The organism is Dactylosporangium sp. NPDC000555 (genome assembly GCF_040300025.1).
In the GTDB taxonomy this organism is placed as follows: Bacteria; Actinomycetota; Actinomycetes; order Mycobacteriales; family Micromonosporaceae; genus Dactylosporangium.
This window is the reverse complement of sequence record NZ_JBEPDB010000071.1, coordinates 1-15,079: the sequence shown is the minus strand read 5'-3', so window position 1 is coordinate 15,079 and position 15,079 is coordinate 1. Positions and strand designations below refer to the sequence as shown.

Sequence of the window (15,079 nt, the reverse complement as noted above, 5' to 3'; positions counted from 1 at the left end):
TGGAGGCGCCCCGTGCCTGAGGCACCGACTGATGAACCCGCCGCCTCGGCGGCCGGGTCGGCGGTGGTCGGCCGGGCGAGCGTTCCTGCCGCGGCGTGGCCGCCCGCCGAGCTGCTCACCGTGGCGGTGGACGCCCTGCGTAACCCCGGTCTGGTGGTCATCGCCGGCGCGCCGGGGACGGGCCGCACGAGCGTGCTCAAGCGCCTCGGGGAGTCCTTCCGCGGTCAGGTGTTCAGCGGCGGCGCCCTGGCGATGCTGCGCGGCGTGCCGGCCCTGCCGCTGTCGCGCGCGGTACGGGTGCGACTGCCGTCACACGAGGCGCCGCTGCTCGCCGAGGCCGTCCGCTCCCGTGTCCGTCACGGGCTGCTGCTCGTCGATGACCTTCAGTGGGCGGATCCGCTCACGATGGCCGCCCTCCCGGCGATCGCCGAACACTGTCGGATAGTTGTCACGCTGCGCACACCCCATCGCCTTCCCGGCGACGCCGAGCGCGCGCTGCGCACCGCGGCCGCCAGCGCCGGCGCATGGCTGTCGATGCCGCCCATGCCGCCCGACGCCGCCGCCGCACTGGTGCGGCAGCTGGCCCCGTCGGCGTCCACCGCCGTCGTGGCCGACCTGGTCCGTCGCGCCGGCGGGGTGCCCCTCGCGGTGACGGCCCTCGCCAAGCACGTCGCCCAGGGCGGCACGCCCCGCGACGGCGGCGACGGCCTCGACAAGGGCCTGGCCTACACCGTCGCCGGCGCCCTGGCCGACCTGACCCGCCCGGCCCGCACCGCCATGGCCGCCCTGGGCCTGCTCGGCCGCCCGGTCACCGCGACCGTGCTCGGCGAGGGCCTCACCGAGCTGGTCGAGACCGGCCTCGTCGAGCTTGCCGAGGGCGTCGCCGCGCCCGTGTCCCCGTATACCGCCGAGGTCGCCGCCGGCCTGCTCGACACCGCCGAGCGCGCCGCCCTGCACCGCCGCCTCGCCACCCTCGTGCCGCCCCGCGAGGCCGCCCGGCACCTCGCCGCGGCCGGCGCCGCCGCGGAGGCCTACCGGGTCGCGGTGAGCGCCGCCGCGACCGCCGAGTCCTCCGGCGACCGCGCCGAGCTGCTGCTGCTGGCCTGCGACCTGCCCGGCGTCGACGCCGAGCCCGAGGTCCGCGTCGCCGCCGCCCGCGCCGCCCTCGCCGCCGGCCGGCCCGGCTCCTGCCTGCGCGTCATCGACCCGGCCACCACCGACCCGGTCGGCGCCGTGCTGCGCGGCGAGGCCCTGCTGCAACAGGGCAGCCCGGTCGCCGCCGCGGCCGCGGTCGCCGCCGTGCCCGACGACGCCCCGGCCGAGATCGTCGGCGGCCGGGACCGCATCCGGCTGCTGTCCATGCTCACCACCGACCCCGGCGGGGCGCTGGCCCGCGCCGGGGAACTGCTCGCGGTCCACGGCGACACGCCCGCCCACGCCGGGCTGCGCGCCGCGATCGCCGCGGTGCGGGCCGGCACCCGCCAGCCCGGCTGGGAGTACGGCCTGGCCTCCGCCGCCTCCGCCGCCGGCCAGGCCGGCGACGCGCTCGCCGCCCGCTGGTCGGCGTGGCTGCTGGTGGAGACCCTCACCGCCGACGCCCGCCTCGCCGAGGCCGCCCAGGCCGCCGCCGCGGCCGCCGCCGCCTGCGCCGGCGACCTCGCCTACAGCTGGCAGACCCGGTTCCTGGCCGCCCAGCTGTGGTGCGACGCGCTGCGCGGCGAGGAGATCGACGAGGTCGTGCGCCGGGCCGGGGACCTCGCCGACCGGACCCTACCCGCCCTGGCCCGCGGCTACGCCGTGGCCGCCGCCAGCCTCGCCGAGGCCGACGGCGGCCTGCTCGCCCCGGCCCGCGCCCGCCTGGAGGCACTGCAGAATCGGCCCGCGTCGGCCGGCCCGGTCCTGGACTGGGTGACCCGCGAGGCGGCCTGGCTCGACGGGCGCCCCGACCAGGCGTACGACCCGGCCCGCGACCTCGACGCCGCGGCCTCCTCGCCGCTTGTCGACGGGCTGCGCCGCATCACCGCCCGCTGGGCCGCCTACGACGCCGGGGTTGCCGCCTCCGGGTTCGAGGACTCCGCCGGCGCCGACGGTTCCGACGGTTCCGCCGATGCCGCAGCCTCCGCCGCGCTGCCCCTCGCGCCGGTCCGGGCCACCCTCGAGGCGTGGAAGGCCCCCGACCGCTTCGCCGAGGCCGCCGCCGCCTGGCGTGAGCTCGCCCGCCGCGAGGAGGTCCGCTGCCTGCTCGCCCAGGGCCTGCTCGAGGACGGCGCGCAGCTGGCGGTGCCGCCGCTGCTGCAGGCCGAGCGCCTCGCCGAGGAGGCCGGCCTGGTCGTGCTGCTCGGCCGGGCCCGCCGGGCGCTGCGCCGGCACTCGATCCGCCGGGACACCCGCGGCCGCCGCGCCGGCGACGAGCTCACCGACCGCGAACGCGACGTGCTGCGGCTGGTCGCCAACGGCGAGCCGACCCGGCGCATCGCCGGCCAGCTGGGCATCTCCCGGGAGACGGTGGAGACACACATCCGCTCCGGCATGCGCAAGCTCGGCGCCCGGACCCGCACCGAGGCCGCCGCCCTGGCCATCGAGGAACTTGGATGAGTGGCCGCGTGCCCTTGTGCCGGACGGCATCTTCATCGCATGGTGGGCGCATGTCTTCACCGATGGGCCGCTGATGGCGGAAGATCCGGCACTCGCACCGCGGTACGTCGTGGCGACCGGCGCGGATGCCACCGCGGTGCTGCGCAGGCTCGCCCGGGCCGGCTGGACGACCCGGGAAGGCTTCGCCCTCACCGACCAGGCCTGGGACGTCTCCGAGGCCAGGCTCGCCCTGTTCGGCCGGGTCGCCGACGCCGACACCGCCGAACTGGCCCTGCTGGCCGCCGCCCGCGGCGCCGGCATCGTCGCCATCAGCGACGCCGCCGGGGACATCGGCCGCGCCCTCCTCGCCGACCTTGGCCGCATCGGCCCCGTCACCACCGACCCCGACGCCGACCTCGGCACCGCCCCCACCGAGGACGCCGGCGGCCCGGTCCTGGCCCCGGAGCAGCGCGCCCTCCTCGAACGCCTCGCCGGCGGCGAGACCATCGCCGCAGCCGCCGCGGCGGAGTTCCTGTCGCTACGCACCGCGAACCGCCGTATCGCCGAGGCCCGCGAGGTCCTGGGCGTGCGCACCACCCGCGAGGCGGTCCTGGCCTACCTGCGCATGCGCCGCGAGGGCGCCTGAGACATACCCCTGCCGCCGGTGCACGCCGCCGGGGGCGGCGCCGCACGCTCAACGGCCGGACCGGCGCTCCGGTCGCCGGCTCAGTCGGCAGCCCGATGTGCCGCGGGAGCCTCGACCCGCGTTCCCGCCGCCGCTCAGGCGGCGGGGCGGTGCCGGCGCTGGACGCTCAGCGGCCGGACCGGGTCGATGTACCGCGGCAGCCGCGGCTCATCGACCCGCAACGGCCGCAGCTCGGCCGTGATCGCGTCGATGATCCGGTCCGTGGCCCGCTGCGCCGCCCCGGCCGCCGCCGGGTCGATCCCGGACAGGTCGACCGGCGCCCCGAAGTGCACCCGCACCACGGGCCGGCGCACCAGCGCCCGGCACAGCGTGCGCACCGTCGGCCCGAACCCGCCCCACGCCGCGACCTCGTGCGCACCCCACTGCGCGACCGCGACGACCGGAGCCCCGGTCGCGAGCGCCACCCGGGCCAGCCCCGTCTTGCCCCGCTCCGGCCACATCCCCGGGTCGAGCGTGATGCGCCCCTCCGGATACCCGAGCACATGCGCCCCGCCCGCCAGCGCCGCGGCCACATCGTCGACGGCCGCGGCCACGTCCGCCTGCCGCCGGTTGACCCGGATGTGCCCGGCCGCCCGCATCACCGCCCCGACCACCGGCGCCCGGAACAACCCACCGGTCGCCATCAACCGCGGCGCGAGCCGGGCCGCCCGGCACGCCGCCGTCATCGCGACCGGATCGAACGGCCCGATGTGGTTGACCGCGAGAATGACCGGCCCGCCGCGAAGCCCCTCCGGCACGCCCCCGGTGACCCGCAGCCGGGCGACGGGCATGATGACGACCCGCGCGAGCCCGAGCAGCACCCGCCACGTCCGCGGTACCCGCCACGCCACCGCCGCGGCATCCGCGTCAGGGGACTGCCGCAGCCCCGACGACGCGCCGGGGGAGGAGCCGGCACCCGGGGGCACGATGGAAGCCGGATCGGCGTCGAGGGGCGCCCGCAGCCGGGGCGCCACAGGAGATCCGGCCGCGGTGATCGTCGCGTCGTCGGCCTGCCGCCCGCCGTCTGGCTCCCCGTCGCTCACGTGCCGCCTGTCCGTTTCTGCATCTCGGGTTCTACATCTCGGGTGGCGCCGCCGCGCAGCGCCATGTCGTTTCGGCCGGCGCACCGGGTGCGCCGATCCGGACACTGGAACGGTATCGCCGCCGCCCCGCGGCGCAACCGTCCCGACGGCTGTTCTTTACCCGCGACACATCGCCGCCGCTCGTCGCCGGCCGCCCCGGTGTGGCCCGGGCGGCCGGCGACCTGATCGGTCCCGCGGTCCCGGCCTCGCTATTCGGCCTCGCGCAGCTCCGCCAGTCTCGCCTCGATCTCGGCCAGCTCGGCGCGGAGGCGCTCCGCCTGGGTCTCGGCCTCGGCGCGGGCCGCGGTGACGATCTCCTCGACCGCCTCGTGCACGCCCGGCACGTCGAGCATCGCGACCATCTTCAGGGCCTCGCCGGCCTTGATGACATACGGCTTGGCGAGGGCCTTCGAGCCCTGGTTGGCCGCCACCGTCCACTCGCCGTCGGCGTAGGCCAGGGTGACCGTCAGGCCCACCGGGGCTTTCGCCTTCGGGGCGGCCTTCTTCGCCGGCGGCTTGCCCGACGACCTCGGCTCCGCGTCGGCGGCGGGCGCCGCGGGCGCGGGCTTCGCGGCCGGCTCCGGGGCCGCCGGCGGTGCGCTGGGCGCCGCGGTGGCGGTGGGGGAGTCGGGCTTGGCCGGGGAGTCGCTGGTCGCGGTGTCGGCGGTCACGGAAGGGGCTGGCACGGGGCTCTCCTCACGAGGTGCGGGAATGACGGAGGCGCGCTTGGCCGGTGGGGCCTTCGGCGCGATCGCCAGGTCGGCGGGGGAGAAGGGCAGCTCGTCGCGGCCGAACCGGACCACGACCCACTCGTCGGACAGCTCCGGGTCGGTCAGTGCGACGACCTGGCCCAGCTGCCCGGCGATCTGCCCGGCCTGCTCGGTGAACATGACCTTCGGTTTCCGGCCGGCCGCGAGGACGACCCGGATCTGCTCCAGATCCACCGTCGACAAGCCCTCGGCCGCGGTCTGCGCGGCAACCATCGCACCCTCCAACCCATCATTCGAACATGTGTCGGAACAGTCATACCAGCCGCCTATGACATTTTCCGAGTGCGACACACCGTACGTGGGTCAGGGCAGCTCGTCGATCTCCGCCTGCGGGTCGAGGATTCGCAGCATATCCGCCCGGTCCGTGACGATCGCCCAGCCCGGTCGCGCCTGCGCCCGCCGTACCACGTGCGCCGCCGCGACCAGCGACGGGCCGCCCTCACCGGCGAACAGCGCCCCGCTGTCCACCGCGTCCGCCGCCGTCAGGTCGTCCACGACCACCACCGGCAGACTCAGCAGCACCTTCAGCACGTCGTAGTCCTTCGGCGACGTCTGCGCCCACGCCTCCGCCAGAGCTGCCGCCGGAACGGCGAGCACCACGCCTTGGTCCACCGCGTGCCACACGATCGCCGAGCTGTACGGCTTGCCGGCCACGAACCCGAGAATGGCCGAGCTGTCCAGGATTCGTCCCCCCACCGCGGTCACGACACCGGCCCGCTCGCGGGCGCCACCCCCAGCACCTCGCGCGCCCACGCGTGGTGCTCCGGATCCAGCCGTACCCCGCGCCGCGCATACAGTTCGTTCAGCGTCAGCAGCGCCCGGTCCCGGGCCAGCCGGCCCCGCACCGCCTCGGCGACGTAGGCCGACACCGACTCCGCACCGCCCGCGTCCACGAACCGCCGCACCGCCGCGGCGTCATCGGCGGGCATCGTCACCGTGACCCGCTCCTTGCGCACCTCACGCATACGCATAGGGTAGCGGCCGCATACGCCGCATCACAGAGCGTCGCATCACCCAGCCAGGTGAATATTCGCGCCGAGCTGCATGGATAAGGCCCGAACGGACCCGGTTTCGCTACCCAACGTGACAGGATTCTCCACCCAGCGCCGCTGCGCGTCGATAACCGGGCCGGATTCGGTTTGAAGCGACGGCGCGGTCGTCTGCGGGACCTGCGGTGAAGGCCCGTGCCCACATGCCGGTGCCCGCGCCGAGGTCGAGCAGGCGGGTGCCGGGTCGCCGCGTCACGTCAGGCGGCGAGTCCCTGGCCGGATAGCTGGCGGGTATCCTCGAACACCGCCGCGTCGCGACCGTTGTAGGCGATGCGAGCCATGTCACGACCCAACCGCTTCGTCCCGGATCGCGGCAGGGAGGCCGCCGGGGATCTGGGCGAGTGCTTGCGTGATCTTTTCCAGGGGATACGGGGTGGCCCGGCTTTCGCCGAAGAGGCTCCAGTAGAAGTCGTTGATGACGGTTGCCGCGGGCGCGTAGCGGTTGATGAGCGCGGCCACCCGGGTTGGGACGCCGGTGGGCCTCGCCCCGGCGGCGCAGCGGCGGATGTAGGCATTGCGCTCGACGGGTCCACCGGCGCCGGGGTCGGTCACGCCTGCGACATTGGTGACCATCCAGTTGACCAGTTCCGTCATGGTGTGACAGGCGTCGTGACTGAGGTTCCGCGCGACGAAGTCCCGTTCGGGCGGGGACAGGTCGAACCGGGTTGAGGTGGCCAGGCCGAGGTCGGCCAGGTAGAGACGGCGGCCGTCGGTCAGGACGTTGCCGAAATGGGCGTCGAAGTGCAGCAGCCCGTTGGCGTTCATGAAGGCGACGTCCGTACGCAGGCAGCGCTCGACCATGGCGCAGGCGTGCTCGAGCGCGCCGGGACCGGCCGCGAGCTGCTCGGCCAGCCAGTCCCGGAGATTGTGGGACACGTACTCCAGGAACAGCACCAGGCTGGCCGACGCGCCGGCGAGGGCGTGCAGCCGCTGCCGTACCGCCGGTGAGCCGTGCCAGTAGTCGACGACACGATCGATGTCGGCGTGCTCGCCGGCCAGTGGTGCCGCGCCGGGCAGCACCCGCCAGTGGTACATCAGCGGGAAAGCCTCGCTCTGCCCGGCGAGCACCCAGTCGGTGGTCATGGTGCTGGCGGCGAGCTCCCGCCAGGCGCCGAATCCTGGGGAGCCGACCCCGTAGTAGCAGTAGGTCGGGAGGGCGAACAGGTTCGCGGTGGACATGACGTTGGATGGGCGGCGTTCGAGGTCGGTGAGCGGGATCTTCTTCACGAAGACCGGGATGCCGTCCAGGATCAGCAGCGCTGAGGTACCGCCGATACCCGACCCGGTGTCGTGCGCGCCGGCCACGAGACGACCGAGTCCGTCGTCACTGAGCGCGGCCAGCGCGGTGGACACGTCGCCGTACCTGGTCACACGCGCCTGGTGAGACATACCCGCGAGCGTACCCACCGGCGGCCGCTCGACATTGACGGCTGACCTACTCTTTGGGCATGCCGGACCGCCTTGATGGCCGATTGGCCGAGTTCGCTGCGCTGCGACGGGAAATCGACCGTCGCGCGGCCGCCCAGCAGCAGATCTTCATCCTGCAGGTCCTGACGGCCGGCGCCTTGTTCGTCATCGCGTTCTGGCACGCGTCGTGGGCGCCGTGGCTGCTGATCGTTCCGTTCAGCAGCTGCCTGCTGTGCACCGCATCCGTCGCGCAGGTCGGGGCGATCGCCACCATCGTCGAGTACATCCGTGACGAGTTGGAGCCCACGATCGAGGGGCTCGGGTGGGAGCGGTACCGGCAGCAGGTTCCGTACCCGTTCCCGTTTCCCCGGGCGTCGCACCCCAACCTGCTGCTGTTCGGCGGGGTGCCCGCCCTGGCGCTGGTCCTGGCCCTGAAGCCGCTGTTCATCGACGAGCCCCAGGCGCCGGCGCCCGGGTTCCTCGCGGCGTGGCTCGTCGGGGTGATGGTCACGATTTACGGCGTCTACCTGGCGGCGACCTCAGCGACCGGGTCGTTCGTCCCACGTCGTCACGAACCGCAGGTAAAGCCGGAAACCTGAACGCGATGAGCGTGATCATCGGGATGGACCCGCACAAGCGTTCCGCCACCATCGAGGTCGTCGACGAACGCGGCCGGGTGCTCGCGATGGGCCGCTTTGGGACTGACAAGGCCGGCTACGCCGACATGCTCGCCGCCGGCCGCAAGTACGCCGATCGGGTCTGGACGGTCGAGGGCGCTGCAACGGCCCGCCTGGTCCACGACGGTGAGACGGTGCTCGACGTGCCCGCGAAGCTGTCGGCGCAGGTGCGGGTGTTCGCCACCGGCAACGGCCGCAAAAAACCGACCTGGTGGATGCGCACTCGGTGGCGATGGTGGCGCTGCGAGGCCGCGCCACAGGCCCGCGCGACGATGTCGCGGGTCAAACCCCGCGACATCGTGGGCAAGTCCAGAAGCCGCCTCGCCGTCGAGCTGATCAGTGAACTCGAGGGGATCGACAAGAAGATCAAGGCCGCGGAGAAGGACCTCAAGGAGTTGGTGGCCGCCCGCAGCGCCACCCTGATGGAGCTGCGCGGCATCGGCCCCACAGGCGCAGCCCACCTACTGGCAGACGTCGCAGACATCAGCCCGATCAACCGCACGGTGCACATCATGGCCGTGGTCCAGCTACGCAACCGCACCGAAGACCGCGCCTACTTCGACGCGAAGAGGCCACCGGGAAGACCTCACGCCCTTCGGACAAGCCACTTCCCGGACCCGCCACCAAACCACCCTAAGCCCTGGTATCAGCGGCGCCTAGACATAAAGGGGTGCCATGAGCGTGCACCATTTGACATTGTGGACTGCTGTTCGGGGCGGTGGTTTCGGTCGGGTTCTGGGATAATTGTATGTATGGGGCAGCTGGGGTTGTTTTCAAGGGCGGAGTTGGCTGCCATGCGTGACCGGACCAGGTCACGTCGTTATTCTCCGGCGAAGGAGCAGTTCCGCCGGGAGCATGCAAGGCATCGGGACTGGGGCCTTGCGAGACGTCACGCCGAGAAGCTCCGCCGTGTCCGCGGTGACACCCCGCCGGGGGTCAGCGACCAGCGGGACGGCTCGGTGCACGGATCGGTGCAGGGGCCGGTGCCGCCCTCGCCGCCTCCGCCGGTCACGCAGCCTGAACAGGCACAACGCCCCGCGAGCGGCACCGCGGCAAGCGACTGTGATCCCGCGCCGCGCCAGGTGGGCGGCGACGGGCGGTCCGCTCCTGTCCCGAAGCATCGGCGTGCATGCACGCCACAGCTACGCCGGCCCGCTGGCCCGGCAACGCATCGAATGATTGACGGAAATACACGGCCGCCGGTGCATCGCGACCATTTTTCGACAATGCCGCGCACGGCTGGGCGGCATTTCCGCCGAATGCTCCGCAAGGCGGGAACAGGCAACCGCTGTACTTGTGGACCGCCGGTGCAGATTCCTGAATGTCTCGACAAACGGCGATGGCCCACGACACGAGCAATGCCGATCGTTCGCTACGGAGAGCGACGGGCATAGCGGCGCCGTGGCGGAGTTGGGACGTCGTACCAGGTGGCTCTCAAAGCCGGTGCGTGACGCACACGCCCCCCACCAGCGGTCCGACGTGCCCACCGCTGTGGGTTGAACCACCAGAGCCCCGGAAAGCCGCGGCGCGGAGAGCGCTCGACGCCTCGACAAGATCGTCGTGTGCCGCAGCGCCTGAGCAGCCCCCGGCAGTTGTTCGATAATGTATATTATGTCAACTTGAGCGGCTCCGGGAATCAGCCGATGTCGCGGTGATGGCGGTCAGCCAGGTCGGCGGCGCGGCGAGGATGCCCGGCCGGTGCGGGCCCCGGCAGGTGTGGTGTGTGCGTGTACGGCGACAGGTTCTGCACCCATCCGGGCGCCTTGAGGACCGGGCCGAGGAACGCTATGAGCAGGAACGCGCCCACGGCGCGGTGGCGGCGCGTGGCAGCAGCCCGTACAGCGCCGCGGCGATGCCGCCTCGCGCCGCGCCTGACGCCCGGCGACGAGCAGGCCGACCCCGCCGCACAGCTCTCGACCATGCTCTATCAAGCCACCAGCCAGCTGACGCCCGGCCGGCAAGAACCACCGCGCACGAGTAGCCGGACTCGTCGCTACCCCGGCCGACCCGGTTACCGACGACGTGCACGCGGCGCTTGTTGAGCGGCAGGCCCTGATCGAAGACGCCGCCCGGCGACTCGCGCAAGAAGCGCAGGACGCCGAGGCCGCGTGGATCGCCCGTCTCGGCAAGCCCCGCCCGCAGCTGAAGGCGCGAGCGCAGTGGCAGGCGCACGCGGCCACCATCGCGCTGTACAGGTATCGCTACGACACCTGGATCAGGGGCAGGAGCACGTTGTCGACGACGGATTCGATTTGGCTGTCGGTGCTCTTGTCCTGTCCGTTGAGGCAGTGGTACATCAGCATCGCCGGGCCGACGGTGGCGAACATGTCGTCCCGGAATCGATGGTTCGGTGTCGTGCCGGAGGACGCGATGTGCCGGTGAACCAGTTCGGTGATGTGTTCCTGGCAGGGGGCGGTCACACGGGTGTGGAAAATCTCTCGGAGCACGGTCACATCGGTGCCGCTCTCGGCGGCCACGGCCTGGAACGCGGCGCCCTTGGAGTCGAACAGTGCGGAGTTGAAGTACGACAGCAGTGTGATCAGACCCGTCCGCAGGTCGGTGCCGTCGGCGATCTCTGGAGGCAGGGGTAAGAGCTCCTGTAGCGCCTCGCGGACCAGTGCCTCCTTGCTGTCCCAACGCCGGTAGAGGGCCGCCTTGCCGGTCTGCGCCGCGGCGGCCACGCCTTCCATGCTCAGCCGTCCGTAGCCCACCTCGCCGAGCTGGTCGATGACCGCGTCGAAGATCGCACTTCGCAACTGCTCCCCCCGGCGACGGGTCTGGGCCGGTACGGACATCGAGACTCCTCCACTCGGGCGCCGGCGGGTGGCCCGGTTGGGCGGGGCATCCGGCCCTATAGTAGACGCTGCCGTTCACTAATTGGGAACGTCGCTGTTCACTGTAGTCAGGAGGAACCATGTCGAACTCGCCGACCCCTGGCGTCACGAAACCCGAGGCACGCCGACCGAGGCTGGGACGGGCAGGCGCGTTGACTCTGATGGTCCTGGTCGGCTGCGAGTTGATGCTGATGCTCGACAGCACGATCTTGAACGTCGCCCTGCCTGCCATCCGCGAAGGTCTGGGATTCTCGGCGTCGGGCCTGGCCTGGGTACCCAACGCGTTCCTGCTGGCGTTCGGCGGGCTGTTGCTGCTCGGTGGGCGCGCCGGAGACATTCTCGGCCGACGCCGCATATTCGTGATCGGCATCGTGGTGTTCACCATCGCCTCCTTGCTCGGCGGCCTGGCACCGAACGCGGAGTGGCTGATCGTGATGCGCGCCGTCCAGGGCGTGGGGGCCGCACTGGCCGGCCCGGGCACTTTGGCCCTGATCATCACCAACTTCCAGGGCACCGCACAGACCAGGGCGCTAGGCATCTACTCCTCGGTGACCGCCGCGGCGATGACTCTGGGGCTGGTTCTCGGCGGGCTCATCACCACGACGCTTTCGTGGCGCTGGACGCTCCTGGTCAACGTGCCCATCGGCCTGCTCATGGTGCTGCTCGCCCCCCGATACGTCACCGAGACGCCCCGCAACCCCGGCCGGTTCGACCTGATCGGCGCCCTGACCTCTGCCCTGGGTGCTACCGGCATCGTGTTCGGACTCGCACGCGCCGCCGACCACGGCTGGACTGACCCGTTTACGCTTTTACCCCTGATCGCCGGTGCGGTGGCACTGATCGCCTTTGTGGTGCTCGAACGCCGCGCGGCCCATCCGATCGTGCCGTTGGGACTGTTCGCCGACCGCTCCAGAGCTGGGGCGTACCTCGGCATTCTGCTCGTGCCGATGGTGACGTTGAGCATGCAGTTCCTGCTCGTGCAGTTCATGCAGGAAGTCCTCGGATTCAGCCCGCTGCTGGCGGGCCCGGCGTTCCTGCCGATGGCCGGCGGAATGCTGATCACCGCGCAGAACGCGGCCAGGCCGCTGGGCAGGTACGGGGCACGGGTCACGGCGGCGACCGGCATCAGCCTGATCCTCGCCGGCGCCTTGTGGTTGACGCAGATCTCAGCGGCAACGGGCTTCTGGACAGGGATCTTCGGTCCGCTGCTGCTGGCCGGAGCCGGCCTTGGCCTGGTCGTGGTGCCGTTCAACGTCACCATCATGTCCACCGTCGACCCGAAAATCTCAGGCGCCGCCTCCGGTGTCCTGCAAGCGGCGATGATGATCGGCGCCTCGCTCGGCATCGCGATCCTCGCCACCGTGTCCTCCATCAACACAGCAGCCGGCACTCCAGTCGGCACTCCAGTCGGCAACGAGGCGATCGCAGAAGGCATGCGGGCGGGATTCTGGACCAGCAGCGCCTTCGCGGCCCTCGCCCTGGCCGTAACGCTCATCCTGCTCCGCCCCCTCCGAGACTCCCCACCACCACGAGCAAGCGACCTGGGCAGGCGAATCGAGGCTACGAACCGCACCTAGCACGTACGCGGACGCGGAGCTGCCGGCGGTGCTGGGCCGCTGGAAAACCTATCGTGAGCAGCGCCAGGCCTGACTAGGCTGCCCGCATGCTCACCGACAGCGTGGAGTACGACTACACCGCCACCGCCGCCGGGCACGTCTGGACCGCCGGCGCCTGCCCCCTCGACGAACACGGCACCGTCGTCGCCCCCGGCGACCTGGCCGCGCAGACGGTACGCACCCTGGACAATCTCGAGGCGGCGCTCGGCGGGGCCGGCGCCGCCCTCGGCGACGTGGTGAAGACCACCATCTACGTCGCCAGCACCGACCGCGGCGACCTCGTCGTGGCCTGGGACCTCTACCGGGACCGGCTCGGCGCGCACCGCCCGCCCGCCACCCTGCTCGGCGTGGCCGTGCTCGGCTACCCGGGGCAGCTCGTGGAGATCGAGGCCGTGGCCTGCATCGCGGGACGGTAGCAGGACGTACGACGCCGGGGCGATGCGCCCGGCTATGCGAACCGGCCCGGAAACGGGACAGTGGCCGGCCCCGCCCCGGCGCAGACTGGTGGGGTGGGGTGCGCCGGTCGTCGGCGTGCCGGCGCGTCCCACCCGCACCGTGCGGTCAGACGGTCAGGTCCACGTGGTGGCCGTCGTCGGCGGACGGCTGCCGCGGCCCCTCCACCGGCTGCGCCGTGCGGGAGGCCGCGAACGCCATGATGAACGACCAGGGCGGGACCGCGCGGGACGCGTTCGTCACCGCGCCGGTCGGCGACAGCTGGTAGCCGGTCGCGCCGGCGATCGCGGCCCGGTCACCGGGGGTGAGCTTGCTCAGCACCTGCTGCGAGGCGGGCAGGCCACCCATCGGCGGGGGCGGCGGCGCCTCCACCGGACGCGGAAAGGCGGGTTTCGGCGGGGCCGGCGGCTGGGCGGCCGGCGCGCCGGCCGTCAGGTGTCGAATTTCCATCTTCGAGCCTCCCGAAGCGTCCGTGCTCCTCCCAGATCCTCGCCTACATGACAGCATCCGCGCAGGTGAACCGGCAGCCCGGCGGCCGGGGCGGACGAAATGGGCCGAACGGCCGACACGGATCCCACCCGCCTCAGCGCCACCGCGCGGCACACCTAGACTCGGCGGGTGGACGCACCCGACGTGGACGAGACCCTGCGCGCGCTGCGGATGCACCGAAGCGACCTCGTCGCCGATTTCTCCGCAGCGGTACCGCGGGCCAGAGCGGCCATCCTGACCCGCCTGTGGGGCGCCCTATGGCGCGAGGACATCGTCGCCACGGGCCGGCTGGACGGTGCGCCGCCGCCGCTGTTCGGCCCGACCGTCGCCAAGGTCGTCGCCGACGGCGTCACGCACGACGACCCCGGCGCCCTCGCCGCCGCGCTCGGCCTGGACCCGCGGCTGGTCCGGGAGCTGGACAACTCGGTGGCGAACCTGGCCCTGGCGATGACCGCCCCGCCCAGCCCCGGCGGCACGCTCGCCGACGCCGAACAGTCCATCGTCGACGGCCATCCGCTGCACCCGTGCTGCCGGACCAGAATCGGGATGAGCACCCTGGACGTGCTCGCGTACGCGCCGGAACACCACCCGACCGTGACCCTGCGCCTCATCGACGTCGACCCGGCCCGGTGGCGCACGTCGGGCCGGCCGGTGCCGCCGCGGCTGCCGGTGCACCCGTGGCAGCTGCCCCGGGCCCTCGCCTCGGGCCTGGTCCGCGACGCCGGCGTGGACGTGCCGGCCCGGCCGCTGATGTCGCTGCGCACCCTGCAGCCGATCGGCACGCACTGGGCGGGGCTGCACCTCAAGACCGCGGTCGAGGTGCAGATGACCAGCGCGGTACGGACCCTGTCCGCCCCGGCGGTGCACAACGGGCCGCTGGCCTCACAGCTGGTGGCGGAGCTTTCCCGGCGTACACCCGGAATCCATGTGCTGCGGGAACTGTCCGCCGGCACGGTGCTGGACGCGGCCGGCGAGCCGCAGCGGGCACTCGGCGCCCTCTGGCGGCAGGCGCCCCCGGCCGGCGCGACCGTCGTGCCCCTCGCCCTGCTACCGCAACGGCCGGACCTGCTCACGCCCGGGTTCTTCGCGCAACTGGTCGAGCTGATGGTGCCGCCGCTGCTGCGGCTGCTCGAACTCGGGGTGGCGCTGGAGGCGCACGGGCAGAACACCCTCGTCGAGATCGCCGACGGCCGCCCGGTGCGGCTGCACTACCGCGACCTGGGCGGCATCCACGTGCACCCCGGCCGGCTACGCCGGGCCGGGTTCGAGATGCCGCCGCTGACCGGGGCCCTGCCGACCGAAGACGAGGACGCGCTGCGCACCAAGCTGCTCGCGGCGGCGTTCACGACCGTGCTGTACAGCCTGGTCGCCGCGCTGGGCGACGAGCGGCTGTGGGACCTCGTCGCCACCGCTGCCCGCGCCTCGGCCGGCCCGGACGACGCG

The 15,079-nt window shown here is 72.8% G+C and carries 15 protein-coding genes; 7 read left to right on the top strand and 8 right to left on the bottom strand.

Going from position 1 to position 15,079, the window contains the following annotated elements; genetic code table 11:
- Nucleotides 1-12 precede the first annotated feature (12 nt).
- On the top strand, nt 13-2,595 hold the full coding sequence (locus ABT297_RS32170; protein ID WP_350556171.1) for a helix-turn-helix transcriptional regulator: 2,583 nt from the start codon (nt 13-15) through the stop codon (nt 2,593-2,595).
- Nucleotides 2,588-3,220, top strand: coding sequence for a helix-turn-helix transcriptional regulator (locus ABT297_RS32165; RefSeq protein ID WP_350556170.1), 633 nt, complete (start codon nt 2,588-2,590; stop codon nt 3,218-3,220). Before ABT297_RS32170 ends, ABT297_RS32165 begins: the two co-directional genes overlap by 8 nt.
- Nucleotides 3,221-3,354: 134 nt before the next feature.
- On the opposite strand, the gene ABT297_RS32160 is transcribed toward ABT297_RS32165, so the two are convergent.
- From ABT297_RS32160 to ABT297_RS32140, 5 genes are all read right to left on the bottom strand, one after another.
- Complete coding sequence (locus tag ABT297_RS32160) at nt 3,355-4,143, bottom strand: lysophospholipid acyltransferase family protein (protein WP_502885684.1); 789 nt, start codon at nt 4,141-4,143, stop codon at nt 3,355-3,357.
- Nucleotides 4,144-4,550: 407 nt separating this feature from the next.
- On the bottom strand, nt 4,551-5,324 hold the full coding sequence (locus ABT297_RS32155) for a hypothetical protein (RefSeq protein ID WP_350556169.1): 774 nt from the start codon (nt 5,322-5,324) through the stop codon (nt 4,551-4,553).
- 90 nt (nt 5,325-5,414) lie between these two features.
- Nucleotides 5,415-5,807: a hypothetical protein gene (locus tag ABT297_RS32150; protein WP_350556168.1), complete on the bottom strand. Its 393-nt coding sequence runs from the start codon at nt 5,805-5,807 to the stop codon at nt 5,415-5,417.
- A 5-nt stretch (nt 5,808-5,812) separates the two neighbouring features.
- Nucleotides 5,813-6,076 (bottom strand): ribbon-helix-helix domain-containing protein, encoded by a 264-nt coding sequence (locus ABT297_RS32145; protein WP_350556166.1) that lies wholly within the window; start codon nt 6,074-6,076, stop codon nt 5,813-5,815.
- Between the two features lie 366 nt (nt 6,077-6,442).
- Nucleotides 6,443-7,549, bottom strand: a complete 1,107-nt coding sequence (locus ABT297_RS32140) for a serine/threonine protein phosphatase (protein ID WP_350556165.1) — start codon at nt 7,547-7,549, stop codon at nt 6,443-6,445.
- Between the two features lie 59 nt (nt 7,550-7,608).
- On the opposite strand from ABT297_RS32140, the gene ABT297_RS32135 reads away from it, so the two are divergent.
- Nucleotides 7,609-8,166: a hypothetical protein gene (locus ABT297_RS32135; RefSeq protein WP_350556164.1), complete on the top strand. Its 558-nt coding sequence runs from the start codon at nt 7,609-7,611 to the stop codon at nt 8,164-8,166.
- Between the two features lie 5 nt (nt 8,167-8,171).
- Entirely contained in the window at nt 8,172-9,638 is a 1,467-nt protein-coding gene (locus ABT297_RS32130; protein WP_350556163.1) for a hypothetical protein, read from the top strand.
- A 242-nt stretch (nt 9,639-9,880) separates the two neighbouring features.
- Here the strand turns inward: ABT297_RS32130 and ABT297_RS32125 are convergent, their stop codons facing one another.
- The gene (locus ABT297_RS32125; protein ID WP_350556162.1) at nt 9,881-10,051 is read right to left on the bottom strand and encodes an efflux permease Rv1217c-related protein; all 171 of its coding nucleotides are present in this window, start codon (nt 10,049-10,051) and stop codon (nt 9,881-9,883) included.
- Between the two features lie 394 nt (nt 10,052-10,445).
- On the bottom strand, nt 10,446-11,039 hold the full coding sequence (locus ABT297_RS32120; RefSeq protein ID WP_350556161.1) for a TetR/AcrR family transcriptional regulator: 594 nt from the start codon (nt 11,037-11,039) through the stop codon (nt 10,446-10,448).
- 119 nt (nt 11,040-11,158) lie between these two features.
- On the opposite strand from ABT297_RS32120, the gene ABT297_RS32115 reads away from it, so the two are divergent.
- Entirely contained in the window at nt 11,159-12,655 is a 1,497-nt protein-coding gene (locus tag ABT297_RS32115) for an MFS transporter (protein WP_350556160.1), read from the top strand.
- An 86-nt stretch (nt 12,656-12,741) separates the two neighbouring features.
- Nucleotides 12,742-13,110, top strand: coding sequence for a RidA family protein (locus ABT297_RS32110; protein WP_350556159.1), 369 nt, complete (start codon nt 12,742-12,744; stop codon nt 13,108-13,110).
- A gap of 145 nt (nt 13,111-13,255) precedes the next feature.
- On the opposite strand, the gene ABT297_RS32105 is transcribed toward ABT297_RS32110, so the two are convergent.
- Entirely contained in the window at nt 13,256-13,597 is a 342-nt protein-coding gene (locus tag ABT297_RS32105) for a hypothetical protein (RefSeq protein WP_350556158.1), read from the bottom strand.
- A gap of 168 nt (nt 13,598-13,765) precedes the next feature.
- Between ABT297_RS32105 and ABT297_RS32100 the strand changes: the two genes are divergently transcribed.
- A partial coding sequence (locus ABT297_RS32100) for an IucA/IucC family protein (protein ID WP_350556157.1) occupies nt 13,766-15,079 on the top strand: 1,314 nt, incomplete at its 3' end.